23 protein-coding genes and 1 pseudogene are annotated in these 25,318 nt (G+C 71.7%); 11 read left to right on the forward strand and 13 right to left on the reverse strand.

Going from position 1 to position 25,318, the window contains the following annotated elements; genetic code table 11:
- Positions 1-44 precede the first annotated feature (44 nt).
- Positions 45-362 carry a DUF397 domain-containing protein gene (locus ACIA8E_RS26745; protein ID WP_399301900.1) on the reverse strand — a complete coding sequence of 106 codons (318 nt, stop codon included), beginning with the start codon at positions 360-362 and terminating at the stop codon, positions 45-47.
- On the opposite strand from ACIA8E_RS26745, the gene ACIA8E_RS26750 reads away from it, so the two are divergent.
- Positions 315-2,108, forward strand: coding sequence for a serine/threonine-protein kinase (locus ACIA8E_RS26750; RefSeq protein WP_399301844.1), 1,794 nt, complete (start codon positions 315-317; stop codon positions 2,106-2,108). The genes ACIA8E_RS26745 and ACIA8E_RS26750 overlap by 48 nt on opposite strands.
- A gap of 84 nt (positions 2,109-2,192) precedes the next feature.
- Here the strand turns inward: ACIA8E_RS26750 and ACIA8E_RS26755 are convergent, their stop codons facing one another.
- A complete protein-coding gene (locus tag ACIA8E_RS26755) occupies positions 2,193-3,221 on the reverse strand; it encodes a hypothetical protein (protein WP_399301845.1) in 1,029 nt (342 codons plus the stop codon).
- A gap of 308 nt (positions 3,222-3,529) precedes the next feature.
- Between ACIA8E_RS26755 and ACIA8E_RS26760 the strand changes: the two genes are divergently transcribed.
- Entirely contained in the window at positions 3,530-4,126 is a 597-nt protein-coding gene (locus ACIA8E_RS26760) for a TetR/AcrR family transcriptional regulator (protein ID WP_399301901.1), read from the forward strand.
- Here the strand turns inward: ACIA8E_RS26760 and ACIA8E_RS26765 are convergent.
- Positions 4,107-4,838, reverse strand: a complete 732-nt coding sequence (locus tag ACIA8E_RS26765; protein WP_399301846.1) for a GDSL-type esterase/lipase family protein — start codon at positions 4,836-4,838, stop codon at positions 4,107-4,109. The genes ACIA8E_RS26760 and ACIA8E_RS26765 overlap by 20 nt on opposite strands.
- A 59-nt stretch (positions 4,839-4,897) precedes the next feature.
- Here ACIA8E_RS26765 and ACIA8E_RS26770 point away from each other — a divergent pair, with 59 nt between their 5' ends.
- The 3 genes from ACIA8E_RS26770 to ACIA8E_RS26780 all read left to right on the forward strand — a co-directional run bounded on the left by ACIA8E_RS26770 (position 4,898) and on the right by ACIA8E_RS26780 (position 6,687).
- On the forward strand, positions 4,898-5,908 hold the full coding sequence (locus tag ACIA8E_RS26770; RefSeq protein ID WP_399301847.1) for a WD40 repeat domain-containing protein: 1,011 nt from the start codon (positions 4,898-4,900) through the stop codon (positions 5,906-5,908).
- Positions 5,909-5,987: 79 nt separating this feature from the next.
- Positions 5,988-6,515 (forward strand): GNAT family N-acetyltransferase, encoded by a 528-nt coding sequence (locus ACIA8E_RS26775; protein WP_399301848.1) that lies wholly within the window; start codon positions 5,988-5,990, stop codon positions 6,513-6,515.
- A complete protein-coding gene (locus ACIA8E_RS26780; protein WP_399301849.1) occupies positions 6,499-6,687 on the forward strand; it encodes a DUF4259 domain-containing protein in 189 nt (62 codons plus the stop codon). The genes ACIA8E_RS26775 and ACIA8E_RS26780 overlap by 17 nt, the downstream gene beginning before the upstream one ends.
- A 65-nt stretch (positions 6,688-6,752) precedes the next feature.
- Here the strand turns inward: ACIA8E_RS26780 and serC are convergent, their stop codons facing one another.
- The 7 genes from serC to ACIA8E_RS26815 form a co-directional block, all read right to left on the reverse strand.
- A complete protein-coding gene (gene serC, locus ACIA8E_RS26785; protein ID WP_399301850.1) occupies positions 6,753-7,871 on the reverse strand; it encodes a phosphoserine transaminase in 1,119 nt (372 codons plus the stop codon).
- Positions 7,872-7,964: 93 nt separating this feature from the next.
- On the reverse strand, positions 7,965-9,173 hold the full coding sequence (locus ACIA8E_RS26790; protein ID WP_399301851.1) for a cytochrome P450: 1,209 nt from the start codon (positions 9,171-9,173) through the stop codon (positions 7,965-7,967).
- Positions 9,173-10,426 (reverse strand): cytochrome P450, encoded by a 1,254-nt coding sequence (locus ACIA8E_RS26795; protein WP_399301852.1) that lies wholly within the window; start codon positions 10,424-10,426, stop codon positions 9,173-9,175. The genes ACIA8E_RS26790 and ACIA8E_RS26795 overlap by 1 nt, the downstream gene beginning before the upstream one ends.
- Positions 10,423-11,085 carry a GTP-binding protein gene (locus ACIA8E_RS26800; RefSeq protein WP_399301853.1) on the reverse strand — a complete coding sequence of 221 codons (663 nt, stop codon included), beginning with the start codon at positions 11,083-11,085 and terminating at the stop codon, positions 10,423-10,425. Before ACIA8E_RS26800 ends, ACIA8E_RS26795 begins: the two co-directional genes overlap by 4 nt.
- Positions 11,066-11,428: a DUF742 domain-containing protein gene (locus ACIA8E_RS26805; RefSeq protein ID WP_399301854.1), complete on the reverse strand. Its 363-nt coding sequence runs from the start codon at positions 11,426-11,428 to the stop codon at positions 11,066-11,068. The genes ACIA8E_RS26800 and ACIA8E_RS26805 overlap by 20 nt, the downstream gene beginning before the upstream one ends.
- Positions 11,425-11,865, reverse strand: coding sequence for a roadblock/LC7 domain-containing protein (locus ACIA8E_RS26810; RefSeq protein WP_093778269.1), 441 nt, complete (start codon positions 11,863-11,865; stop codon positions 11,425-11,427). Before ACIA8E_RS26810 ends, ACIA8E_RS26805 begins: the two co-directional genes overlap by 4 nt.
- On the reverse strand, positions 11,862-13,322 hold the full coding sequence (locus ACIA8E_RS26815; protein ID WP_399301855.1) for an ATP-binding protein: 1,461 nt from the start codon (positions 13,320-13,322) through the stop codon (positions 11,862-11,864). The genes ACIA8E_RS26810 and ACIA8E_RS26815 overlap by 4 nt, the downstream gene beginning before the upstream one ends.
- 454 nt (positions 13,323-13,776) lie before the next feature.
- Between ACIA8E_RS26815 and ACIA8E_RS26820 the strand changes: the two genes are divergently transcribed.
- Positions 13,777-14,949 (forward strand): RNA-guided endonuclease InsQ/TnpB family protein, encoded by a 1,173-nt coding sequence (locus ACIA8E_RS26820; RefSeq protein ID WP_399301856.1) that lies wholly within the window; start codon positions 13,777-13,779, stop codon positions 14,947-14,949.
- 145 nt (positions 14,950-15,094) lie between these two features.
- Complete coding sequence (locus ACIA8E_RS26825) at positions 15,095-17,914, forward strand: FAD-binding and (Fe-S)-binding domain-containing protein (RefSeq protein WP_399301857.1); 2,820 nt, start codon at positions 15,095-15,097, stop codon at positions 17,912-17,914.
- Positions 17,915-18,078: 164 nt separating this feature from the next.
- Here the strand turns inward: ACIA8E_RS26825 and ACIA8E_RS26830 are convergent.
- Both ACIA8E_RS26830 and ACIA8E_RS26835 read right to left on the reverse strand, forming a co-directional pair.
- Positions 18,079-18,243: pseudogene (locus ACIA8E_RS26830) on the reverse strand (EstA family serine hydrolase); the annotation flags it as partial.
- Between the two features lie 50 nt (positions 18,244-18,293).
- Entirely contained in the window at positions 18,294-19,178 is an 885-nt protein-coding gene (locus ACIA8E_RS26835; RefSeq protein WP_399301858.1) for a LysR family transcriptional regulator, read from the reverse strand.
- Positions 19,179-19,340: 162 nt separating this feature from the next.
- Between ACIA8E_RS26835 and ACIA8E_RS26840 the strand changes: the two genes are divergently transcribed.
- The gene (locus ACIA8E_RS26840; protein ID WP_399301902.1) at positions 19,341-20,306 is read left to right on the forward strand and encodes an EamA family transporter; all 966 of its coding nucleotides are present in this window, start codon (positions 19,341-19,343) and stop codon (positions 20,304-20,306) included.
- A gap of 11 nt (positions 20,307-20,317) precedes the next feature.
- Here the strand turns inward: ACIA8E_RS26840 and ACIA8E_RS26845 are convergent, their stop codons facing one another.
- On the reverse strand, positions 20,318-21,064 hold the full coding sequence (locus ACIA8E_RS26845) for an NUDIX domain-containing protein (protein ID WP_399301859.1): 747 nt from the start codon (positions 21,062-21,064) through the stop codon (positions 20,318-20,320).
- A 134-nt stretch (positions 21,065-21,198) separates the two neighbouring features.
- Between ACIA8E_RS26845 and ACIA8E_RS26850 the strand changes: the two genes are divergently transcribed.
- Genes ACIA8E_RS26850 through ACIA8E_RS26860 form a run of 3 tightly spaced genes read left to right on the forward strand, consistent with a single transcriptional unit; the run spans position 21,199 to position 25,315 of the window.
- Positions 21,199-22,005: a TIGR03084 family metal-binding protein gene (locus tag ACIA8E_RS26850; protein ID WP_399301860.1), complete on the forward strand. Its 807-nt coding sequence runs from the start codon at positions 21,199-21,201 to the stop codon at positions 22,003-22,005.
- Positions 22,002-23,720: an acyclic terpene utilization AtuA family protein gene (locus ACIA8E_RS26855; protein WP_399301861.1), complete on the forward strand. Its 1,719-nt coding sequence runs from the start codon at positions 22,002-22,004 to the stop codon at positions 23,718-23,720. Before ACIA8E_RS26850 ends, ACIA8E_RS26855 begins: the two co-directional genes overlap by 4 nt.
- Positions 23,717-25,315 carry an acyl-CoA carboxylase subunit beta gene (locus ACIA8E_RS26860; RefSeq protein ID WP_399301862.1) on the forward strand — a complete coding sequence of 533 codons (1,599 nt, stop codon included), beginning with the start codon at positions 23,717-23,719 and terminating at the stop codon, positions 25,313-25,315. The genes ACIA8E_RS26855 and ACIA8E_RS26860 overlap by 4 nt, the downstream gene beginning before the upstream one ends.
- The last annotated feature ends 3 nt before the right edge of the window (positions 25,316-25,318 follow it).

The following is a 25,318-nucleotide window of genomic DNA, read 5'->3' on the forward strand; positions in this document are numbered from 1 at the left end:
CGGGTCCGACAGCCGGCGACGCGGCCTCCGACGCCGCCCGGCCGCTACTGCCGCGCGGCGTACGGGAGGAAGTCCGCCCAAGCGGTGGGGGAAAGGGCGAGGACGGGAACGGCGAGGTCCTTGGAGTCGCGGACGCGGATGGTGTGGGGGCAGCGGGTGATCTCTACGCAGTTGTCGCGCTGGTCGTCGCTGTGCCGCTGAACTGGCCGCTCGGTGGGCGAAGTTCGGCACGCCTCGCCGACGCGGGCGCCGACGGGTCGGCCTTGGATAGGGTGCCGTGTCGATGATGCGTACTTCGGGGGAGACGTGAGTTCATGAATGCACAGCAGCCGGACCGGGGGAGTTCGCCTCAGGTCTTTCAGCCGCTTGCGGGAGACGACCCGACAACCATCGGCGGATACCGGCTCGCCGCCAAGCTCGGTGCGGGCGGCATGGGCAAGGTGTATCTGTCGTACACGCCCGGTGGGCGGCCCGTGGCCATCAAGGTGATCCGCCCCGAGTTCGGGGAGGACGCCGAGTTCCGCCGCCGGTTCGCCCAGGAAGTGCAGTCCGCGCAGCGGGTGCAGGGCCTGTTCACGGCACCCGTCATCGACGCCGACACCGACGGCGCACAGCCCTGGCTGGCCACCGCGTACGTGCCGGGGCCCTCGCTCGCCGACGCGGTCGTCGCGCATGGGGCGCTGCCTGTCGAGACGGTACTGCTGCTGATCGCGGGCATGGCGGAGGCCCTGCACGTCATCCATGGCGCGGGCATCGTGCACCGCGATCTCAAGCCGTCCAATGTGCTGCTCGCCGCCGACGGGCCCCGCGTCATCGATTTCGGTATCGCCTACGCCGCCGACGCGACCTCGCTCACCGGCAGTGGCGTCACCATCGGCACGCCCTCGTTCATGGCCCCCGAACAGGCCGCGGGGCGCAGGGTGACTGCGGCCACCGACATCTTCGCGCTCGGTCAGGTCGCCGCGTACGCGGCGACGGGGACGCCGGCTTTCGGCGAGGGGACCTCGCACGGTGTGCTCTACCGGATCGTCCATGAGGAGCCCGACCTCAGCGGGGTCCCGGAGCGGCTGACGGAGCTGGTCACCCGATGCCTCGCCAAGGACCCCGGGGCCAGGCCGTCGGTCGCCGAGGTCATCGGGCTCTGCCAGTCCGCGAACGCGGAGACGGTGCTGCGGCGCCCGGAGGACTGGCTGCCGGGCTCGGTCGCCGCCGACATCACCGGGCGGGCGGCCGCCCCGGCCCCCGCCCGGACCCCGCCGCCGCCGAACTCCGCCCCGTCCGTGGCGTACTCGCCCACCGCCCCGGTGGGTCCGGCCGCCGCGCCCGCGGGCTACGGTCCGCCCATGGTGTACCGGCCCCCTCAGCAGTACCGGACGCCCACCCCGGCACAGGCCGCCCATGCCCACGCTCACGCACCGACCCAGGGTCCGGCGTACGCACAGACGTACCCCGGACACTTCGGACAGTCCGTTCCGTCGGCGCCCCGGTCCTCGAAGGGCGCGGGCGGGCGGGGAGTGGTCATCGCCCTTGCCGCCGCACTGGTCTTCGGTATCGCGGGTGGCGGCACGTACGTCCTGCTCAAGGACGAGGGGCAGCAGGAGCAGAGCAGCGGCTCGTCACAGGGCAGCCAGGGCGAGAAGGACAAGCCGGAAAGTCAGGAGGGCAGCGGGGGCGGGACGGCCGAATCGAAGCCCGACGCCAAGCCTGCGCCGAAGCCCGTCGTCCACAAGGGCATCAACCTCACAGCCGGGTACCACCTGACGCTCGGTGACGACGACGTCCGGCCCGTGCAGGGGGAGGACGGAGGGTACGAACTCTCCTACGACACCGGCGGATATCTCGACGCGGAGAGCCAGGACGGAAACCTGGTCCTGCTCGATCCGGGGCAGGAGGGATCGCTCGACGCCTGCCGCAAGGACACCCGGTTCACCAAGAACATCTACGTGAACAAGCTCTCCAAGGGGCGACAGATCTGCGTCACCACCGGGACAGGACACATGGGGCTGGTGACGGTGCAGGGCTTCTCGGCCGAGGATTCGCCCAGTACGTACATGACTCTGGACCTCACCGTCTGGCGCAACGCCGTCGCCTCCGGCTCGGGCGGCTGAGCCCGCGCCGCACGTTGCCGACCATGCGTGAGCCGGTCATGGGGGCGGCGACAACTCTGCTTCCTGTTACCGAATGGGCGTCCGTCACGAGTGGTAGAGGACCCGCACGACCATTGTGTCGCCGGGCAGGCCGTCCAGGCAGGCGTTGAACATCTGCTCGTAGCCGGGGCCGCCGGCCTCCACCCACCGCCCGTCGAGGGTGAGCAGGGCCGGGGTGGACAGCACGGCGGCCACATGGCGGGCCACGTAGGTCTCCAGGTCCTCGTCGAAGTGAAGGACGGGGTCGGAGGTGAACCGCTCCTCCAGGGCGGGGTCGGCCTCGATCGCCTGGATCAGAGGCTGTTCACGGAAGGAGGCCACGGCCGCCTCCCTGGCGTGTTCGGGCGCCAGGGTCCTGGCCCGCTCGGCGAAGTGGTGGAAGGGCAGCGCGGACGGGTAGCGGTCGGCGAAGGAGTGGTACGCCGTCCAGGTGCCGCCCGCCCGGCGGGCCGCGGCGGCGCGGGGCGTGTCGAGGTCGAGGATGCCGCGCGGGCCGCCGTGGCAGCGGGAGGGCGGCAGGTCCTCGGGGGGATCGGTCCAGTCGTCGTACCGCACGAGCCGGGGGTCGTCCTCGTGGCCGGGCAGCACGTCGAAGAGGCAGCCTGCCCCGGAGGCGAACCAGTAGCTCCACTCCCCCACCCAGCCCGGGTGGGGGCGGTCCTCACGGTCGTACCAGAAGGGGGCCATGGCCTGCCCGATCGCCTGCTTCAGTCCATCAGGACCGACGGGCGGCAGGCAGACGGTGATGCGCTGTTTGCCCATGGTGTCCCCTTGTGTGGTGCGGTCCGTGCGCGGGTCGTGGGGTGTGGTGCGCGGCCCACCTTGGCAGGCCGCGCCGGTCAGGCGGTCGGCGGGGGCCGAAGGAGACAACGACGACGTCGCAGCCGCGTTCCAGCGTCTTCCAGCCATCCCAGATGAACGCCAGGTCGGCGAGGAGCGCCGCCCGTCCAGCAGCGGACCCCGCAGATACAGCCCGCCCTTCACCCGCTGGTCAGCACGCACCGAAGGCGCGAACACATCCCCGGCGAACTCCTCCAACTGCCCACGGCATGCCCCCAGTTCATCTGCCCTCATACCAGCAGGAAACCGCCACGACCACCGCCTGCCCAGAGACGTAACAAAGCCCCACTGGTCCGTAGCGGCAGGAGTGCGGCGGGCGAACGGAGTTGGGGCGGGCTCGGAGCGCCTGTCGATCGGCGGGCGTCGAAGGCGTGGCGGATCCTCCGCTTGTGGGGCGAAACAGGGAGAATGGCGGCGTTTCCTGGGTTGCCGCCCCGAGTCGGGATGTCGGGGCCGACGAAAGAGGACCTGTGGTGGATGCCCTGGTGAGCCGCGGAACAGGGACGGGCGAGGCGGGCGGGCCGGTCGGGACGGTCCATGCGATCGCCGAGGACCGTGCGCAATGGCGTGGACGGCTGATGCGGGCCGGACGGGCCCTGTTCGCCGCCTACGGCTACGCGACCACGACCGTCGAGCAGCTCTGCGCCGAGGCAAAGGTGCCGGTCCGGGCCTTCTCCCAGCAGTTCACCTCACGTGAGGCGCTGTTGATCGCACTGTACGACGAGGTGGCGACCCGCGGACTGCGTGCGTCCGAGGCGGTCCTGCTCTCCGACGGCATGGACGAGTGCTCGACCGAGGAGCGGTTCCGTCGCCTCTTCGACGCCTATGTACGGGCCGTCACGGCTGATCCGCGCGCCGCGCGGGTGGCGTTCGTCGAAGTGCTCGGCGTCAGCCGCACGGTGGACGAACATGTCGCGATGTGGCGGACGATGTGGTCGGAGTTCCTGACCTGCGAGGCCGAGCGTGCCGCGGAGCGGGGTGAGGTGGGGGACGGCGACCAGCGGGTCGCGGTCATGGTGATGACCCACTCGGTCGACGAGCTCCTCGCCCACCACGGCCGGCGACCGCGCCAGGTCACGCCCGCCTGGCTGACCGATGAGCTGACCCGGCTCTCCCTGATCATGCTGGGCTCGCCGTGACAGTTCGCCGTTGCCCCCGATCGCCGGACGGGCTCGATATGGAGGGACCGCCCAGGCCCCACGCCTGGTGCATCGCGTCGGCGAACGCCGCGGCCAGTTTCTGTTCGCCGGTGGGGCCGGGGTGCGTACCGTCGTAGGTGTCCGTGTGGATGTCGTACGTGGCCGGGCGCGACGCCAGCAGGATCGGGGACGTCGGCGCGTCGAGATCGGCGACGGCCTTCGCGAGCAGTTCGTTGAAGCGGTCGCACTCGGCGGCGAACGGGGCATCGGACTCGGCCCGGACGTTCGGTATCACCGGCAGGAGCACGGCCTTGATGTGCGGTGCCGCGGTGCGGGCGGCCTCGATGAACGCCCTTACGTTCAGAGCGGTCTGCTCGCTGTCCGTGTAGAACCCGAGGTCTATCAGGCCGAGCGAGACAAGCAGTACGTCCGCGCGGGTAGCGGTGACCGTGTCCGCGATCACCGGGGCCATGTGCAGCCACCCCTCGCCCCAGCCCGCCAGATGGCGGCGGGCCTCGGCGGGGAACTCCGGGTCGCCGTACGCGTACGAGACCGGGGTGTTCGTCACGGTGTCGTACAGCTCGGTGCGCGGGCCGACGATCTCGTACGGGCCGTCGAAGGCCGCTTCGAGGTGCTGCCACATGCGGTAGCGCCAGGTGAAGTCGCCGGCGCGCCCGATGGTCATGGAATCGCCGACGAACATGAAACGCATGGCGACATCATGGCGGATCAACGCGCCGGGCTGCGACGTGACGATGGACACTTGACCCCATGCGTTCGTATCTGACTGTCTCCGGCGCCGCCGCGCTGCTCGCCCTCGCCGGTGCGGCCGTGACCGCGACCCCGGCCACGGCCGACGACGGAGCTGCCGACCGCAGCTTCACGATCGAGGACCCCCGGATCACCGAGTCCAGCGGCCTCGCCGCGAGCCGCGCCCACCCGGGCATCTACTGGACGCACAACGACAGCGAGGACGGACCGTACATCTACGCCGTCGACTCCCGGACCGGGAGGACCGTCGCGACGATCACCATGCGGGGGGTCGGCGCCCCGCGCGACGTGGAGGCGATCTCGCTCGGACCCGACGGCAATCTGTACGTCGGCGACATCGGTGACAACCTGAACGGCAGCTGGGACCACGTCTGGATCTACCGGTTCCGCGAACCGAAGGTGCTGAAGGACGCGACGGTCCGGGCGACCCAGTTCGACGTGAAGTACGCGGACGGGGCGCGCAATGCCGAGGCGCTGATGGTCCACCCGAGGACCGGCCGGGTCTACATCGCCTCGAAGAACGAGGACGGCGGCGGACTCTACGAAGGACCCGCACGGCTCACCACCGGCCGGACGAATGTGTTCCGGCGGGTCGGGGACGTGCCATGGGTGACGGACGGGACGTTCTCGCCGGACGGGAAGGAACTGGTGCTGCGGTCCTACTTCAGCGCCCGTGGCTACGCGTTCGAGGACGGACGGCTCGGCGCCGACCACCGTGTGGACGCGCCGTTGCAGGGGCAGGCCGAGTCCGTGACGTACACGGCGGACGGCTCGGCGCTGATGTTCGGCTCGGAGGGCGCCCGGAGCGAGGTGGTACGGGTGGACGTCGCAGGAGCGCGCGGCAACGGCAGCGACTCCAAGTCGCCGTCGAAGGACGGCGGCGGCGCGTCGTCCGCCGGCGGCGCTGGCGCGGGCGGCGGTGAGATGAAGGGCAGCACGCTGGTCGGAGCGGCGCTGCTCGCCGCCGTGGGCGCACTCGTCTTCATGAACCGGCGCCGCAAGCGCGGCTGACCGACGGCACCCGACCCCACCGGCGCACGTCCCGGGCCCGGAGCCGTCCCCTGATGCGCCGCACGTAGGGTCGGGCGCTATGACGAACCAAGGGCCCGAGGCCTTCTCCACCGAGCGGCTCGACGCAACTCCGCTGCGAGCCGCGCACGCCGAGGAGATGGCGACGGTCCTCGCCGACCCGGCCCTGCACACGTACACGGGCGGCGCCCCGGAGGACCTCGACACCCTCCGGGCCCGGTACACCCGCTGGGAATCCGGCTCCCCCGACCCTGCCGAACACTGGTGGAACTGGGTACTCCGGGTCCGCGCCGACGGCCGTCTGGCGGGCTGGGTCCAGGCCACGGTGGCGGGTCCGCAGGCCGAGATCGCCTGGGTGATCGGCTCCCGGTGGCAGGGCCTGGGCTACGCGAAGGAGGCGGCGGCGGGGCTGGTGGCGCACCTGCTGGCCGGCGGCTCGGTCCATACGGTCGTCGCGCACATCCACCCCGACCACACCGCGTCCGCGGCGGTGGCCGCGGCGGCAGGTCTCGTCGCCACCGACGAGTGGGAGGACGGGGAGCGGCGGTGGCGCCGCACGGACGTCACTTCCGGTGCTGCCCAGCCTTGAGCCGCTTCCGGCGCTTCCTCTGGAGCTGCGAGGCCTTGCGGTTCAGGCTCTTGACCGGGTGGCGACCGAGCCGTCCGAGCTGCTCGAGCTGTGGAGCGAGGGCGGCCACGGGGAGCCGTGGGAGGAAGGGATCGGCAGGCTCCGGACGGTCCTGGTGGAGGCGGCGGGGTGAGGAACGGCGAGGGGCCCTTGGTACGGATCCGTACCAAGGGCCCCTCGGAGTCGTACAGCTGCTCGTTACAGCTTCTCGATCACGTAGTCGACGCAGGCCGTCAGGGCCTGGACGTCCGCCGGGTCGATCGCCGGGAACATCGCGACGCGCAGCTGGTTGCGGCCGAGCTTGCGGTACGGCTCGGTGTCGACGATGCCGTTGGCGCGCAGCACCTTGGCGACCGCGGCGGCGTCGATCTCGTCCGCGAAGTCGATCGTGCCGATGACTGCCGAGCGCTTCCCCGGGTCGGTGACGAACGGGGTCGCGTACTTCGACTCCTCGGCCCAGCCGTACAGGTTCCGCGCCGACGCGGCGCTGCGGCCGGTCGAGAAGTCCAGGCCGCCCTGGCTGTTGAACCAGGTCAGCTGCTCGTTCAGGAGGAACAGCGTGGCCAGGGCCGGGGTGTTGTACGTCTGGTTCTTGAGCGAGTTGTCGATCGCCGTCGGCAGCGAGAAGAACTCCGGGATGTGCCGGCCGGAGGCGTGGATCCGCGCGGCGCGCTCCAGGGCCGCCGGGGAGAACGCGGCGATCCACAGACCGCCGTCGGCGGCGAAGACCTTCTGCGGCCCGAAGTAGTAGACGTCCGTCTCGGCGACGTCGACCGGCAGACCGCCCGCGCCGGAAGTGGCGTCCACCAGGACCAGCGAGCCCTCGTCGGCGCCCGCGACACGCTTGACCGGCATGGCGACACCGGTCGACGTCTCGTTGTGCGTGAACGCGTAGACGTCGACGCCCGCCTCCGCCTGCGGGTCCGGGTGGGTGCCCGGGTCGGAGGAGATGACGCTCGGGTCGGCGAGCCACGGGGCGAGCTTCGCGGCCTTCGTGAACTTCGACGAGAACTCACCGAAGTTGAGGTGCTGGGACTTCGTCTCGATCAGACCGTGCGTCGCGATGTCCCAGAAGGCGGTGGAGCCGCCGTTGCCCAGGATCACCTCGTATCCCTCGGGGAGGGAGAAGAGGTCGCGCACACCCTCACGCACCGAGCCGACCAGGTTCTTGACCGGGGCCTGGCGGTGGGACGTGCCGAGGAGAGACGTTCCGGTGGCGGCCAGCGCGTCGACCGCCTCCGTCCGCACCTTGGAAGGACCGGCGCCGAAGCGTCCGTCGGAGGGCTTGATGTCAGCGGGAATCTGGATATCGGCCACGAACCGGAGCGTAGTACCTCACGGACACGGTCGAGGACCGTGTCCGTCGGATGAGACACCCGCTCCGGCCTGTGGGTCACCGCGAACGGCGGATCAGCCCAGCTCGACCGGCAGGTCGTACAGGTCGTTCTGGGTGACGATCGGCTTGTTCCGCAGCTCGGAGGCCGGGACGGCGAGCTCCAGGTCCGGGAACCGCTCGTACAGCGCGGGCAGCGCCACCTCCGCCTCCAGCCGCGACAGCGCCGCCCCGGGGCACACATGCGGGCCGTGGCCGAACGCGATGTGGCGGTTGGGGGAGCGGGTGACATCGAAGTCACCGGCGGTCGGCCCGTACTGCGCCTCGTCGCGGCCCAGTGCACCGAAGGAGACGATCAGCGCCTCGCCCTTCGGCAGCACCTTGTCGCCGACCTCGACGTCCTCCGCGGCGAACCGGATCAGCACATGCGAGGTCGGGGTGTTCCAGCGCAGGGTCTCCTCGATCACGTTCTCCCACGGCACCTCCCCGCCGAGTACCTGCTTGCGCTGCTCGGGGTGGGTCTGGAGGGCGACGACCGCGTTCACGATCAGGCTGATCGTCGTCTCGTGACCGGCCGCGATGATCAGCTGGAGGGTGTTGACGATCTCCTCGTCGGTGAGGTGGTCGCCGTCCTCGGAGGCCGCGATCAGGGCGCTCGTCAGATCGTCGCCCGGGTTCTCGCGCTTGGCGTCGACGATCTTCGTGAAGAGGGCGCCGAGGTCCGCCATCATCTGCGGGACCTCCTCCGGCGGCGTCTGCGTCGAGAAGAACTTCTCGAAGAGCTCCTTCAGTCGCGGGTGGTCGGCACCGTCCACGCCCATCAGCTCGCTGATCACGTTCATCGGCAGCGGGTACGCGAACTCCGCCTTCAGGTCGATCTGCTCGCCCCGGGGCAGCGCCGACAGCCGGTCCAGGCTCGCCGTCGTCAGCGCCTCGATGCCGGCCCGCAGCCGCTCCACCCGCTTCACGGTCAGCGCCTGCGCGACCAGGGTGCGCAGCCGGCGGTGGTCCGCGCCGTCGACCGTCAGCATGGAACGGCCCGGGTTGGCGAGGCCGATCAGCGGCCAGTCCATCGGTATCTCGCCGCGCTGCCAGGCGGTCCAGACGTTGATGTCCTTGACCACCCGGCTGTCGGTGAGCAGCTGCCGCGCCTCGGCGTGGTGGGTGACCGCGTAGCAGTGCACCCCGCCCGGCAGCTCCACCTCGGCGAGCGGGCCCGCCGCGCGCAGCCGGGCGCTCTCGCCGTCGAGGTCGGTGACGAAGGGGTCAAGGGCGATCCGGGTCATCAATGGCCTCCAAGGGCGGGAGTGGGAGTGAACGTCACGGGCAGGTCCGTCAGGCCCCGCAGCCAGGGGGACGGGCGCCGGGTCAGCTCTTCGGCGGGGACGGCGAGGTCGAGGTCCGGCAGCCGGTCCAGCAGCACCTCGATGCCGGTACGGGCGATGACCTCGGCGGTCTCCTGGGCCGGGAACGGGCAGCGGTGCTCGCCGTGCCCGAAGGAGAGAAACGCATTGTTGCCGCCGGTCAGTGACGAGCCGTCGGTACGGACCTGCGGATCCCCGTTGGCGGCGGCGATGCCGAGCAGCAGCAGGTCGCCCGCCTGGATGTGGCGGCCTCCGAGGTGGGTGTCGCGCGACGCCCAGCGGCCTGCCACGTTCTGCGTCGGGGTGTCCTCCCAGAGGACCTCGTTCATGGCCTCGGCGACGCTGTGCCGGCCGCCCGACAGGGACGCGGCGAACCGGTCGTCGGTGAGCATCAGCCGCAGCGAGTTGCCCATCCAGTCGGCGGTCGGCTGGTGGCCCGCGGCCATCATGACCATCAGGTCCTGGGCGATTTCCTCGTCGGTGAAGCCGCCGGGGTCGGCGAGCATCCGGGTGGCGACGTCGTCGGCGGGCTCGGCGTTCTTGTCGACCAGCAGCTGGACCATGGACGAGGCGAGGTGCTGCTGCCCGGCGAGGGCCCGCTCCCGGCCGTCGATCATGTCGTTGATCGAGCCGACGAGCGCAAATCCGGTGTCGCTGCCGAAGCCGTAGATCTTCGCCAGGACGAGCGCCGGGAGCAGCATCGCGTAGTCGGCGATGATGTCGGTCCCGCCCTTGGAGCAGAACCGGTCGATGAGCGTGTCCGCGAAGTCCTCCGCGTACCGCTTGAGCGCGAACGGGTCGACGGCCTCCAGCGCGTTGCTGATCATCGCGGCACGCTCGGTGTGGCGCGGGCCGACCGTGTACAGGATCGACGGCTGCTTGCGGCCGATCATCGGCAGCAGCGGCCAGTCGTCCGGGATGCGGTCCCACTGGTTCCACAGGTCGGAGTCGCGGCTGAACAGCACCGGATCGTTGGTCAGCTGGTGCAGTTCGCGGTAGCCGAGGACGAGCCAGGCGGGTACGTCGCCGTCGAGGACGACCGGCGCCACGGCTCCGTGGTCACGGCGCATCTCCCGGTACAGCCGGGTCGGTTCGGTCTGGAACCGGGGGCCGGAGAGCGGCGCGGGGCCGTGCGGGACGGGGCAGCCGGCGGGGGGTGCCGGGGGCTGGGTCACGAGCTGGGCTCCGGGGTCTTCTGCGGTGCGGGCTCCGGCGCGGTCTCCGGACGGGCGGCGGACGGGGCGGGCACCTGGCCCTGCGCGAGCGCATGGAGGTGCTCGACCAGCGTGATCAGTACGTACTTGCTCGACGAACGGTCCCGGGCGTCGCACTCCACCAGGGGTACGTCGTCCGAGAGGTCGAGCGCCTCACGTATCTGCTGTTCGGTGTGGAGCGGGCCGCCGAAGTCGTTGCACGCCACGATGAACGGCGTGCCGTGGTGCTCCAGGCGGTCGATCGCGTACCAGGAGTCGGCGAGCCGGCGGGTGTCGACGAGGACGACGGCGCCGAGCGTGCCCGAGAACAGCCGGTCCCACAGGAACCAGAAGCGTTCCTGACCGGGGGCGCCGAACAGGTACAGCACCGAGCGTTCGTCGAGCGTGATCCGGCCGAAATCGAAGGCGACGGTCGTGGACGATTTCGCGTGCACCCCGTCGAGACGGTCGACGGCCTCGCCCGCGCGGGTCATGGTCTCTTCCGTGTTCAGCGGACGGATCTCGCTGACGGAACGGACCATGGTGGTCTTGCCGACCCCGAAGCCGCCGACGACGACGATCTTCAGTCCGTTGTCGGCCGTCGCCTGCAGGGCGGAACGGTCAGAGGTTGCGGAGTCCAACGAGCACCTGTTCCAGAATGTCGGGGTCGGGGAACCGGTCCGCGACACGGGTGGTACGGGGGTGACGGGCGCTGATCCGGCCGGTGACCAGCAGATCGGACAGCATGATCCGGACGATGCTGACCGGCAGGCCGAGGCCCGCCGCGATCTCCACGACCGCGGTGGGGCGCTCGCACATGCGCAGGATGCTGACGTGCTCCGACTGCGTGCCGGGGGACGGCTCGCATTCGGAGACCACCAGCGTCACCAGGTCGAACGCGTCCGAATCGGACCGGCTGCGGCCACCGGTGAGGGTGTACAGCCGGTCCGGACCGTCGTCCCGGCCGGGTCGGGGGCGGGTCATACGTCGGCGGTCGCGTCGACGGTGGCAGCCGGGTCCGAGGGGGAGCGCGGCGGGGCGCTGAGGTGCTCGCCGAGCTGCTCGACGAGCTCGCTCATGTTGTGCCCGATGAGGCCGACATCGGCGTCCTCGGAGGCGACGACCGCGAGATGGGCGCCGGCGCCCGCCTCGACGATGAACAGCACGCCGCCGTAGAACTCGGCCATCGCGGACCGTACGCCGCCGGTGCCGTCACCGAACTCGACGGACGCGCCGTGCGACAGGCTCTGGATGCCGGCCGAGATCGCGGCCAGCTGGTCGGCCTGGTCGACGGAGAGCTCGGGGGTGCGGCACAACTTGAGGCCGTCCCTGGACAGGACGAGGGCATGCCGGGTGCCGGGGGTGCGCTCCAGGAGCCCCTCCAGCAGCCAGTTGAGCTTCTCGTCGGTGGTCGCGGTCATCGGGTGTTGCCTTCCGGGTGCGGGGAATTGGGCCGTACAGCCTGGCGGAAGCTGCTGAAGCGCGCTGCCTGTTCCTTGGGGTCGGCCGTACGGGGCCGGGGAGTTGCGGTGGCGCCGTCGGTCCGGGTGCGGGCCTCGGCGGCGGCGAGGGTGCGGCCGCGGGCGCGCTTGGGCAGTCCGCTGTCGCCGGTGGCGGGCTCGGGCTCGGTGCCGTTGCCGGAGCCGGTGTCCGTGCCGGGCCCAGTGCTGGTGCCGGCGTCGGCGTCGGTCTTCTGTGCCCCGTCCGTCGCGTCGTGGGCGGGTTCCGGCCGGGCAGCCGGCGCGGGGGCCGCCGCGCTGACCGGGGCGGGTGCCGGGACTCCCGCCGGGGTCCGGGTGATGAGCTCCTGCGGGAGCATCATCAACGCCCCCGTGCCGCCCCGCGCGGACGGCCGGAACGACACCGTCAGACCGTGCTTACGGGCCAGCCGGCCGACGACGGCCAGGCCGAGCCGGGTGCCGGACAGCCCGGCCAGGTCCTGGTCGGTGGCGGACACCGCGCGCTCGGCGCGCCGCAACTGCACATCGCTCATCACCAGACCGCTGTCCTCGACCGTCAGCACGACACCGGCCGGCACCTCCTCGACGTACACATGGACTTCCGCGGTGGGCGGCGAGAAGTTGGCGGCGTTGTCGAGGAGTTCGGCGAGGGCGTGCATGACACCCTCGGCGGCGTGACCGGCGATCGCGACATCACTGGTCGAGTGGAGACGTACCCGCTGATAGCCGCCGATCCGGCCCATCGCACCGCGCAGGATGGACTCCATCACGATCGGCTTCGCCCAGCGGCGCCCGGAGCGGGCACCGGTCAGCACGGCGATGGAGTCGGCCACCCGGCCGACCTGGGCGGTGCGGTGGTCCAGATGCAGCAGATCGCCGAGGATGTCCTCGGCGGAGTGCCGGTGTTCCATCTCGCGCAGGTCGGCGAGCATGCTCGTGGCCAGGGCCTGCATCCGGCCCGCGGCATTGGCGCATGCGGCGACCGCGGCGGAGCGCTGGGTGGCGCTGCGGGCCGCGCGGGCGGTCAGCTGCTCCACCTCGGCGCCCAGCCGGGCGGTGTCGGCAGCCGCCTGCTCGGCGATCCGGGCGGTCTCTGCCGCGGCGGCGGCCTTGATCCTGGCCGTCTCCGCGGTGAAGCGCTGGGCCTCGGCCGCGGACGACGACACCAGCCGCGAGGTCTCCGAGGTGAACCGCTCGGCCTCCACCCGGTGACGCGCGCGCAGCAGGCGCATGGTGGCCCGGGCGTGAACGGTGACGGCCACGGCGACCGACAGGAGCACGGCGGCGGCGCCCGCCCCCCAGGCCAGCGGGGTCCTTACCGAGGCGGGGGCGGCGCCGACCGCCCACAGGCAGCAGGAACCGGTGACGGCCGCCGAGACCAGCAGGGCCAGTGCGGTCGGCCGGGATGAGGAGCGCAAGCGGAGTCCTTGGGGCGGACGGTGACGGACAGGGCGGATCCGGACACTTCGGCACGGGAGAGGGTGAAGGCGATAACTGGAGCTGATAATTCCTAATCAAGTCGAGGTCACTATATGAGAATTGACGATCTGTTTGGGAAGCGCTTGCGGCTTTCTTTGTTACGTATGTGACTACGGGGCTGACGTATTCCGACGTATTCCGACGTACTGACGTATTCAGCGCATTCTCGCGAGGAACCCCGGAGCTTCGGCCCCGGGAGGAATCGCGTCCTGGGCGGGCGGCGCGGAGTGCCGCAGTGTCGCGCCACCGGGCGCGTGCCCGCACAGCCGCCCGGCGGAGCCGGACAAGGCCACGAGCGTTGGAGGCGAACGCGTGGGCGATGGATCACTGGTGCGGGTGGAAGGTGAGCGGACTCCGCCGGTTTGTGCGATTGGCGCACTAGAGTCCGTTGTCATGAAGTTGGTGGTGCGGGTCAAGTTGCTGCCGACGCCGTTGCAGTCGTCGGCGCTTGAGGCGACCCTGACCGCGTGCAACGAGGCCGCGACCTGGGCCGCGACAGTGGCGTTCGAGACGGGCGTGCGCAGGAATCTGCCGCTGCGCAGGCTGACCTATCGGGAGATCAAGTCCCGGTGGGAGCTCGGGGCGCAGGCTGCTCAGCATGCGGTCAAGAAGACCTGCGACGCGTATACCGCCCTGGCGGCGAACTTGCGGAACGGCCGTTGTGGCAGGCCCGGTTCGAAGCGCCGCGCCCGGGTTTCGGGCAAGCCGGTCGCCTTCCGGCCCCAGGCGGCCCAGCCGTATGACGACCGGATGCTGTCCTGGCAGCACGAACGACGTACGGTATCGATCTGGACCACCGGCGGGCGCATGAAGAACGTGGCCTTCACGGGACAGACGGAACAGTTGGAGGTCCTGGCCCGGTATCGGCAAGGCGAGTCCGACCTGCTGTGTGAGGGCGGGCAGTGGTACCTGCTCGCGACCTGCGAGATCCCCGAGGCCGAACCGAACACACACCCGGCCGCGTTCCTCGGTGTGGACTTCGGGATCGTGAACGTCGCCGCCACGAGCGACGGCACCAGGTACTCCGGGCGCAGGATCAACCGCAAGCGGGCCAGGGACCGAGCTCTGCGTTCCAAGCTGCAGAGGAAGGGCACGAAGTCCGCGAAGCGGCGGGCGAAGAAGTACGCGGGCCGCGAGGCCCGCCGCAACAAGGACATCAACCACAAGATCAGCAAGCGGATCGTGGCAGAGGCTGCACGCACCGGTCGCGGAATCGCCCTGGAGGATTTGGGCGGTATCCGGGAGCGGGCACGGCTGAGAAAGCCCCAACGCACCACGCTCCACTCCTGGCCTTTCGCCCAGCTCGGCTCCTTCATCGCCTACAAGGCGAAGCGGGCCGGAGTGCCGGTGGTGCACGTCGATCCGGCGTACACCAGCCAGGAATGCTCGCAGTGTCATCATGTCGAACGCGGCAACCGGCCTTCCCAGGCCGTGTTCGCCTGCCGGTCCTGCGGCTTCGTTGAGCACGCGGACCACAACTCGTCCCACAACATCGCCCACAGAGGGTGGTACGCGTGGGTCCGCGGGGCCGAGTCAACGGCCCCCGCTCTCACGCTGATCGCGTGAGAGCTGGACGCAGCCGGACTCATCGAAGCCACCGATGACCCGAGCAGCAAGCCCGGGAACTTCAATCCGGGTCGTTGACGGGAAACGCGCGGGGCGGCAGCTCCAGTGGCCCGGTCGACGGGACGATCGACGGCATCCTGGGCGCATGACCGACGAGCAGATGCGGACCTCTCTTGTGCGGGCCCTCTCCGGCGCTGTGCGCGGAGAGGTGGAGTTCGATGCCACCGCACGGGCGCTGATGACGATGGACGCCTCCAACTACCGTCGCGTACCGCTCGGCGTCGTCGCCCCGCGCGACGCCGACGACATCGCCGCCGCGCTCGCCATCTGCCGTGCGCACGAGGTGCCCGTGGTGCCGCGCGGCGGCGGAACCTCCATCGCCGGGCAGGCCACCGGCACCGGTGTGGTCCTCGACCTCACCCGCCATCTGCGGTCGATCGTGGAGCTGGACGCCGGGGCCCGCACGGCCGTCGTCCAGCCCGGCGTGATCCTGGACGACCTGCGCCGGGCCGCCGCACCGCACGGCCTCACGTTCGGCCCGGACCCGTCCACGCACAGTCGCTGCACGCTCGGCGGGATGATCGGCAACAACTCCTGCGGCTCGCACTCGGTGGCCTGGGGCACCACCGCCGACAACGTCGAAGCACTGACCGTCGCCCGCTACGGCGGCGACACGCTGCGGCTGGGTCGCGGCCGCTGGGACGGCGCCCCCGCCGGTCTGCGCGAACTGGCCGGCAGTCACCTCGCCCTGCTGCGCACCGGCTTCCCCGAGCTCCCGCGCCGCATCTCCGGGTACGCCCTCGACGCCCTGCTCCCGGAGCGCGGACCGGACCTCGCCCGCGCCTTCTGCGGCAGCGAGGGGACGCTCGGCGTGGTGACGGAGGCGACCGTACGGCTGGTCGAGGCGCCCGAGGCCCGCGCCCTCGCCGTACTCGGGTACGCCGACGAGTCAGCGGCCGCAGAGGCCGCCCCCGGCCTCCTCCCGTACTGCCCCCTGACGGTCGAGGGCATGGCCGCCGATCTCGTACGCGAACCGGCCGGTCTGCCGCGCGGCGGAGCCTGGCTCTTCGTCGAGACGGGCGGTGCCACCCCGGCCGAGGCGCGGGCACACGCCGAACAGATCCTGCGGGCGGCCGACGCGGTGGACGCGGCCGTCGTCACCGACCCGGCCGGGCAGCGGGCCCTGTGGCGCATCCGGGAGGACGCATCCGGCACGGCGACCCGGATGCCCGACGGCAGCGAGGCCTGGCCCGGCTGGGAGGACTGCGCCGTACCACCCGCCCGCCTCGGCCCCTACCTGCGCGAATTCCGCGCCCTGCTCACCGCCCACGGACTGCGCGGCACACCGTACGGGCACTTCGGCGACGGCTGCATCCACGTGCGGATCGACTTCGACCTGCTGAGCGGTGACGGCGTGGCCCGGTTCCGCCGCTTCTCCGAAGAGCTGGCCACGCTCGTCGTCGCGCACGGCGGCTCACTGAGCGGGGAACACGGCGACGGGCAGGCCCGGTCCGAGCTGCTTCCCCGCATGTACGGAGACGAACTTGTCGCGCTCTTCGGGCGGTTCAAGGACCTCTGGGACCCGGACGGCGGCATGAACCCCGGGGTGCTCGCCCGACCGGCCCGGCTCGACGAGAACCTCCGCTTCGACGTCCTGCCGAAGCGCCCGGTGGACGTCACCTTCGGCTACCCGCACGACGACGGCGACTTCTCGGCGGCCGTACGACGGTGTGTCGGCGTCGCGAAGTGCCGTACGGCGCAGGCGCCGGGCGCGGGTGTTATGTGTCCGTCGTTCCGGGCGACCGGCGAAGAGGCGCACTCCACCCGCGGCCGGGCCCGGCTGCTGCACGAGATGCTCGCGGGTGAGGTGATCACGGACGGATGGCGGTCGAAGGAGGTCCGGGACGCGCTCGACCTGTGCCTGTCCTGCAAAGGATGCCGCAGCGACTGCCCGGTGGGCGTGGACATGGCCACGTACAAGGCGGAGTTCCTGCACCACCACTACCGGGGGCGGCTGCGCCCCGCCACCCACTACGTGATGGGCCGGCTGCCGGGGTGGCTGCGGCTCGCCGCCCCGTTCGCGCCCGTGCTGAACACGCTGGCCCGGATCCGCCCGCTCGCCGCACTGGCGAAACGGCTCGCGGGCATTGCTTCGGAGCGGACGATTCCGGTTCTGGCGGGGGAGACGTTCACCCGGTGGGCGGCCAAGCGCAGGCGCCGGGGGACGGCGCTCCTGTCGAACGACCAGGTGGTGACGGTCTGGCCGGACACCTTCACCAACCATCTCTCCCCGGAGGTCGGCAGGGCGGCGGTCCGGGTCCTGGAGGCGGCGGGCCGGACGGCCCTGTACCCGGGGCGGGGGGTGTGCTGCGGCCTCACCTACGTATCGACGGGCCAGCTGGACAAGGCCCGCAGGGTCATGCGCCGCACGCTGGACCGGATGGGGCCCTCCCTCGGCGACCCGCTCGTCGTCCTCGAACCGAGCTGCGCCGCCACCCTCCGTACGGACCTCCCGGAACTCCTCCCCGGCGACCCCCGTGCCGCCGAACTCGCCGCATCCGTACGCACGCTGGCGCAGTACCTGGAGGAGTACACCCCCGGCTGGCAACCGCCGCGCCTGGACCGCCCGGTCACCGGCCAGACCCACTGCCACCAGCACGCGGTCCTCGGCGACGCGGCGGAACGACGGCTCCGCGGACGCGCCGGGCTGGAAGGGGAACTGGCCGGTGGCTGCTGCGGACTGGCGGGGAACTTCGGTTTCGAACGAGGCCACTGGGGGGTGTCGGTGGCATGTGCGGAGGAGCAGCTGCTGCCGTCGGTACGCAGTGCGGAGCCCGGCACGGAGATCCTGGCCGACGGCTTCTCCTGCCGGACCCAGCTGGCACAACTGGCAGGCGTGCGGTCGAGACACCTGGCAGAGCTGCTGGCAGAGGGGCTGAACGGTACCGACACCCACCCGGTCTGACCTCGGCCGCTGCGGCCACACCCCCTGCGGCACCCGATCCAGGCCCTGGCGGCAAGAACCCGAGCCCCTGCGGCGATTGAGCAGCGGGTTACGGGGCGGAGCCCCGGGTTCGGGAAGGGGCGGGGGGCGGGGGAACAGAACCTCCCCCGCCCCGCCCCGCGCCATCAGCCCGTGGCGACCGCCCGTACCGCCGCCGCCACCAACCGCTCGTTCTCCGGCGCCGCCCCGCCAGGAAACGCATATCGCCGCCGCGTGTACCCGTACGCCACCCCACTGACCGGATCGGCGAGCGCCTGCGACCCCGCCGCACCGCAGTGCCCGAACGCCCCCTCCCGGCATTCACAGCACCCCAACTCCCTTGCTGTGCAGGGAAATTTCCTCACCCGGTCAGGTCTTCTCCAATGATTTCGCGGGCCATTGCGGCGAGGTTCGGCAGCGCCGGATGGCCGGGTGCGTCGCGGCGGGCGAGCAGCAGCGGCACGGTCGGGGCGTCGACGAGCGGGCGGTACGCGACCCCGGCGTGCGGATGCATGTCGGCGGTGGAGGCGACCGACACGCCGGAGCCGCGCCCGGCCGCGATGGCGGTCAGCCAGTCGTCGGTGTTGGCGACGGTGAGGGTGGCGGCGGGGCGGGCGTGCGGCGGCCACAGGTCGACCGTGGTGGTGCCGGAGACCGTGTTGAGGACGACCGTGCCGTCCGCGAGATCGGCGAGACGGAGCGTGCTGTGTGCGGCGAGCGGCCCGTCCGCGGTCACCGCCGCCACCCGGTCCTCGCTGAACAGCACCTCGGTGACGAGCCCCGGCGCGTCGACGGGCCCGCGCAGCAGCGCCGCGTCGACCTCGCCGCGGGTGAGCCCGGCCGTGCGGTCGTCGATCCGCAGCAGTTCGAGAGGGGTCTCCGGGTACCGGTCCTGCCAGCCGCGTAGCAGCGGTGTGGTGTACGGGCCGAACGCGGACCAGGCGTGTCCGAGCCGCAGCGGCCGGTGGCGCAGGCCGCCGGAGTCGACCGCCTCGTCGAAGGCGGCGACCGCGGCGGCCGCCTTGTCGCGGAAGACGACGCCCTCGGAGGTGAGGGCGAGGTGATGGGTGGAGCGGTCCACGAGCCGGACGCCGAGATGCTGCTCAAGGGCGGCGAGGGTGCGGGAGACGGCGGGCTGGGTGAGCCGGAGCGCGGCTGCGGCGCGTGTGACGTTGCCCGCGTCGGCGACGGCGAGGAAGGCCCGCAAGTGGCGCAGCTCGACGCTGCGGCCCTGTCCTGTGCTCATGCGTCAGCAGCATAACGGGAGCGCATTCCGCATTTCACGCGCCGCGCGGAGGTCTCTACGGTAAAGAAACGGCCCGCGCCGCAAGAGTGCAGTATCTTCAATCGTGAAGTGCAATACAGTGCACTCTATCCCGCTCAGCCCCTCGAGGACGAAGGCCGCCACGTGAACGACCAGCGCAGTGCCGCAGAGCCGGCCGCAGCAGCCGTCGCCGTACCGGAGGCGGTGTCCGCCCTCGACGGGGCGGGCCTCGCGCGTCCGGGCGCCCGCAGGGCGGCGCTCGCTCCGGTGGCCCTGGTGGTCGCGGGCGGCCTCTCCGTGCAGTTCGGTTCGGCGGTCGCGGCCCTGCTGATGCCGCGGGCCGGCGCGCTCGGGGTGGTCACGCTCCGGCTGGTGGTCGCCGCGGTCGTCCTGCTGGTCGTCTGCCGCCCGAAGCTGCGCGGTCACTCGCGGGCCGACTGGGGCACGGTGGTCGCGTTCGGCATCGCCATGGGCGCCATGAACATGCTCTTCTATCAGGCTCTCGACCGCATTCCGCTGGGTGCGGCCGTCACCCTCGAGGTGCTCGGCCCGCTGGCGCTCTCGGTGATCGCCTCCCGCCGCCTGATCAACTTCGTCTGGGCGGGGCTCGCGCTGGGCGGGGTGTTCCTGCTGGGCGGCGGAGGCTTCGACCGACTGGACCTGCTCGGTGCTGCGTTCGCGCTGGGTGCGGGGGCGATGTGGGCGACGTACATCGTCTTCAGCGCCCGCACCGGCCGTCGCTTCCCGCAGGCCGACGGTCTGGCCCTGGCGATGGTCGTCGCCGCAGTGCTGTCACTGCCGCTGGGCATCCTGGAATCGGGCGCGAAGCTGGCGGTCCCGTCGACACTGGCGATGGGTGCGGCGGTGGCGCTGATGAGCTCGGTGCTCCCGTACACCCTGGAACTGATGGCGCTGCGACGGCTGCCCGCGCACACGTTCGCCGTACTGATGAGCCTGGAACCGGCCATCGCGGCGACGGCCGGCTTCCTCATCCTCGACCAGGCCCTGACGGCCACCGACGCGCTGGCGATCGCGCTGGTCATCGGGGCGAGCATGGGTGCGGTCCGCAGTCAGGTGGGCGCCGGCCGCCGCGCGAAGGCGAACTCCTAGGGGGCCTGCCGTCACCACCCGCAGGCCGCGTCCAGGTCCCAGACCGAATCCGCCAGTTCCGCCGGAGGCGTCGGCCAGCCGGAAGCGTGCCAGTGTGCGATCCGCCAGGACAGGCGGCGGGGCCAGAGCGGAGTGGTGGGCAGGTCGGAGACCGGTACCCAGACCGGGACGCCCCCGTAGTTGTCCAGGGTCTCCGGTGCGCCCACCTCGCCCTTCGCCTCCATCGTGAAGTAGTGGCCCCGGGTGCCGCCCCGCCAGATCCGGGCCACCTCGCGTACGACCGTTCCGTGCAGGCCGGTCTCCTCCCGGAGTTCGCGGACCGCCGCCACCTCCGGTGTCTCGCCGGCTTCGACGCCGCCGCCCGGGATCTCGTAGTGGCAGCCGTCGTCCCCGGGGAAGTGGATCAGTAGCATCCGGCGGTCGCGGATGACGATCGCGCCGCCACGGACCCGCGTCGGTTCGGCTGTCGTCGGGTCGTCCAGGGTGGCCGTGTCCTGCGGCGGAGCCCCCTGCGACCACGCGCGCAGGACGTTCTCCGCGGTGCCGACCGGGCGGATGCGGGCGTGCAGCGCCTCGGTCAGGGAGAGCGCGGCCGATGCGCCCTCGGCGGTCCGGCCGTCGGTGCGGAAGGAGCCCGCGGCGGAGCTCAGGGCGAGGCCCGGGAAGGAGTAGTAGATGCCGGTCTCGTCCCGATACTGCTCCAGGACAAGCCTGTTGTCGTCGAAACGCACACCCGCGGTGCGAGGTTCGTCAGTCATCGGCGGAGGCTAGCAGCCGGGTCCTGGCCCGGCCGTGGAGTCGGACGCATCAAATAATGCAAGCATGCTTGCTTGTTTCCTGGTCCGCTGACATGCTCCTGGGCACACCGCCACGCCCCGAGGGGAGCGCACCCGTGTCCGATGCCGCAGCCGTGCTCGACGATCTGAGCAGCGAGAGCGACGAACTCGACCTGCTGGTAGCGGAGTCGAGTGCCGAACAGTGGGCCGGGCCGACCCCCGCCGAGCGCTGGACAGTCGCCCACCAGATCGCCCATCTGACCTGGACCGACGAGGTCGCCCTGCTCGCCGTCACCGACCCGGACGCCTTCGCTGCGGAGGTGGCCAAGGCGCAGGCGGCACCCGGCAGCTTCGTCGACCAGGCCGCCGAGGAGCTCGTGGCCGAGGAGCCGGCCGCGCTGCTCGCACGCTGGCGCGACGGGCGCGACCGGCTCCAACGAGCCCTGCGCGCCGCCCCGCCCGGTACCCGCATCCCCTGGTACGGGCCGCCCATGAGCGTCGCGTCCATGGCGACCGCGCGGCTGATGGAGACCTGGGCGCACGGGCAGGACATCGCCGACGCCCTCGGTGCCGTACGCGCCCCGACCACCCGGCTGCGCCATATCGCCCGGATCGGGGTGCGGACCCGTGACTACGCCTTTCTCGTACGGGGGATCAAGGCACCCGATGAGGAGTTCCGCGTCGAACTCGAAGCCCCCGACGGCGAGGTGATCGCATTCGGGCCCGAGGATGCCGGACAGCGTGTCACCGGGCCGCTGCACGACTTCTGTCTCCTCGTCACCCGGCGCGCCCACCGTGACGACCTCGCCGTCCGTGCCGTCGGGGCCGACGCCGACCAATGGCTGGACATTGCCCAGGCCTTCGCCGGTCCGCCCGGCCCCGGTCGCGCACCCGGGGGCGGTGCACGGGGCGGCGCCCGATGACCGCCGCACCGCTGCGGATCGGGAACGCCTCCGGGTTCTACGGTGACCGCTTCGACGCCGTACGCGAGATGCTCACCGACGGCCCCCTCGACGTCCTCACCGGCGACTACCTCGCCGAGCTGACCATGCTCATCCTCGGGCGCAGCCGGCTGGCGGACCCCGCCCGCGGCTACGCCACCACCTTCCTGCAGCAGCTCGAAGAAGGCCTCGGGCTCGCCCACGAGCGCGGCGTGAAGATCGTCGCCAATGCCGGGGGGCTCAACCCGGCCGCACTCGCCGGGGCCGTCGCCGAGCTGGCGCGCAAGGTGGGCGTTCCGGTCCGGGTCGCGCACGTCGAGGGCGACAGCCTGCCCGTGCCCGACGGGTTCCTCACCGCCAACGCCTACCTCGGCGGCCACGGCATCGCCGCCTGCCTGCGCGCCGGGGCCGATGTCGTCGTCACCGGCCGGGTCACCGACGCCGCCCTCGTCACCGGCCCCGCCGCCGCCCACTTCGGCTGGGGGCCGGACGACCACGACGCCCTCGCCGGGGCCGTCGTCGCCGGGCACGTCCTGGAGTGCGGCACCCAGGCCACCGGAGGGAACTACTCCTTCTTCCGCGGCCACGACATCCGCCGGCCCGGCTTCCCGCTCGCCGAGATCCACGCCGACGGGTCGTCCGTCGTCACCAAGCACGACGGCACGGGCGGCTTCGTCGACGTCGGGACCGTCACCGCCCAGCTGCTCTACGAGACCGGCGGCGCCCGGTACGCCGGGCCGGACGTGACCGCCCGGCTCGACACCGTACGCCTGACCCAGGACGGGCCGGACCGGGTCCGGATCTCCGGGGTGCGCGGCGAGGCCCCGCCGCCCACCCTCAAGGTGGGGCTCACCCGGCTCGGCGGCTGGCGCAACGAGGTCGTCTTCGTGCTCACCGGGCTCGACATCGAGGCCAAGGCACAGCTGGTGCAGGACCAGTTCGCGCAGGCGGTCACCCGGTCCCGTACCGGGCCGCCCGACGAGGTGCGGTGGGAACTGGCCCGTACCGACAGGGCCGACGCCGACACCGAGGAGACCGCCGCCGCCCTGCTCCGGCTCGTCGTCCGCGACCAGGATCCGGAGGCCGTCGGAAGGTCGGTCTCCGGGGCCGCGATCGAGCTGGCCCTCGGCAGCTACCCGGGCTTTCATGTCACCGCCCCGCCGGGCAAGGGCGCGCCCTACGGGGTCTTCGAGGCGAGGTACGTACCGGCGGAAGACGTCGAGCACTTCGCCGTGGGGCCGGACGGGCGACGGGAGCGGGTGACACCACCCGTACGGACAAAGGCGCTCGAGGAAGTGGACGAGCCCGCTCTCCCCGAACCTCTGCCTGCCGGGCTGACTCAGCTGACCCCCCTCGGCCGTATCGCCGGCGCCCGGAGCGGCGACAAGGGCGGTGACGCCAACATCGGCATCTGGGTCCGCACCGACGACGCCTGGCGCTGGCTGGCGCACGAACTGACCGTCGAACGATTCCAGGAACTGCTGCCCGAGACCGCCGAGTTGACCGTCGTGCGGCACGTCCTGCCGAATCTCCGCGCACTGAACTTCGTCGTCCACGGCCTCCTCGGCGAAGGCGTCGCCGCACAGGCCCGCTTCGATCCGCAGGCCAAGGCGGTGGGGGAGTGGCTGCGGTCCCGGCACCTCCCCATCCCCGTGACCCTGCTCGAAACCACCGACGCACCGGAGGCGCACGCATGACCGTCCTGGCCACCGGGCTCGACACCACGAGTCCCGAATACGCCGCGAACCGCGCCACCATGCTCGACCGGATCGGCGAACTCGACACCGAGCACGGCAAGGCCCTCGCGGGCGGCGGCGAGAAGTACGTCGAGCGGCACCGGGGGCGCGGCAAACTCCTCGCCCGGGAGCGGATCGAGCTGCTGGTCGATGCCGACACACCGTTCCTGGAGCTGTCGCCGCTCGCCGCCTGGGGCAGCGAGTACGCCGTGGGCGCCTCGCTCGTCACGGGCATCGGGGTCGTCGAGGGCGTCGAGTGCCTGATCACCGCCAACGACCCGACCGTACGCGGCGGCGCCTCCAACCCCTGGACCCTGAAGAAGGCCCTGCGCGCCAACGAGATCGCCTTCGCCAACCGGCTGCCCTGCATCAGCCTCGTCGAGTCCGGCGGGGCCGATCTGCCGTCCCAGAAGGAGATCTTCATCCCCGGCGGCGCGCTGTTCCGGGACCTCACCCGGCTCTCCGCCGCCGGCATCCCCACCGTCGCGGTCGTCTTCGGGAACTCCACGGCCGGCGGGGCGTACGTCCCCGGCATGTCCGACCACACCGTCATGATCAAGGAGCAGTCCAAGGTCTTCCTGGGCGGACCGCCGCTGGTGAAGATGGCGACCGGCGAGGAGAGCGACGACGAGTCCCTCGGCGGCGCCGACATGCACGCCCGCACCTCCGGACTCGCCGACCACTTCGCCGTCGACGAGCACGACGCGCTGCGCCAGGCACGGCGGATCGTCGCCCGGCTCAACTGGCGCAAGGCACACGCCGATCCGGGGCCCGCCGAGCCACCGAAGTACGACGAGGACGAGCTGCTCGGGATCGTGCCCGGGGATCTCAAGATCCCTTTCGATCCGCGCGAGGTGATCGCCCGGCTCGTCGACGGCTCCGACTTCGACGCGTTCAAACCGCTGTACGGGACGAGCCTGGTCACCGGTTGGGCGCGGCTGCACGGCTACCCCGTCGGCATCCTCGCCAACGCGCAAGGCGTGCTGTTCAGCGAGGAGTCGCAGAAGGCCGCCCAGTTCATCCAGCTCGCCAACCAGCGCGACATCCCCCTCCTCTTCCTGCACAACACCACCGGCTACATGGTCGGCAAGGAGTACGAGCAGGGCGGCATCATCAAACACGGCGCGATGATGATCAACGCGGTGTCCAACTCCAGGGTCCCGCACCTGTCCGTGCTGATGGGCGCCTCGTACGGGGCCGGGCACTACGGCATGTGCGGGCGCGCCTACGAGCCCCGCTTCCTCTTCGCCTGGCCCGGCAGCAAGTCCGCCGTGATGGGCCCGCAGCAGCTCGCGGGCGTGCTGTCCATCGTCGCCCGGGCCTCCGCCGCCGCGAAGGGACGGCCCTACGACGACGAGGCCGACGCCGGGCTGCGCGCCATGGTGGAGCAGCAGATCGAGTCCGAGTCGCTCCCGATGTTCCTCTCCGGGCGGCTGTACGACGACGGGGTCATCGACCCGCGCGACACCAGGACCGTCCTCGGGATCTGCCTGTCCGCGATCCACACCGCCCCGGTCGAAGGCGCCCGCGGCGGCTTCGGCATCTTCCGGATGTGAGGA

Origin of the sequence: Streptomyces sp. NPDC051664 (assembly GCF_044453545.1) — a bacterium.
Taxonomy (GTDB): domain Bacteria; phylum Actinomycetota; class Actinomycetes; order Streptomycetales; family Streptomycetaceae; genus Streptomyces.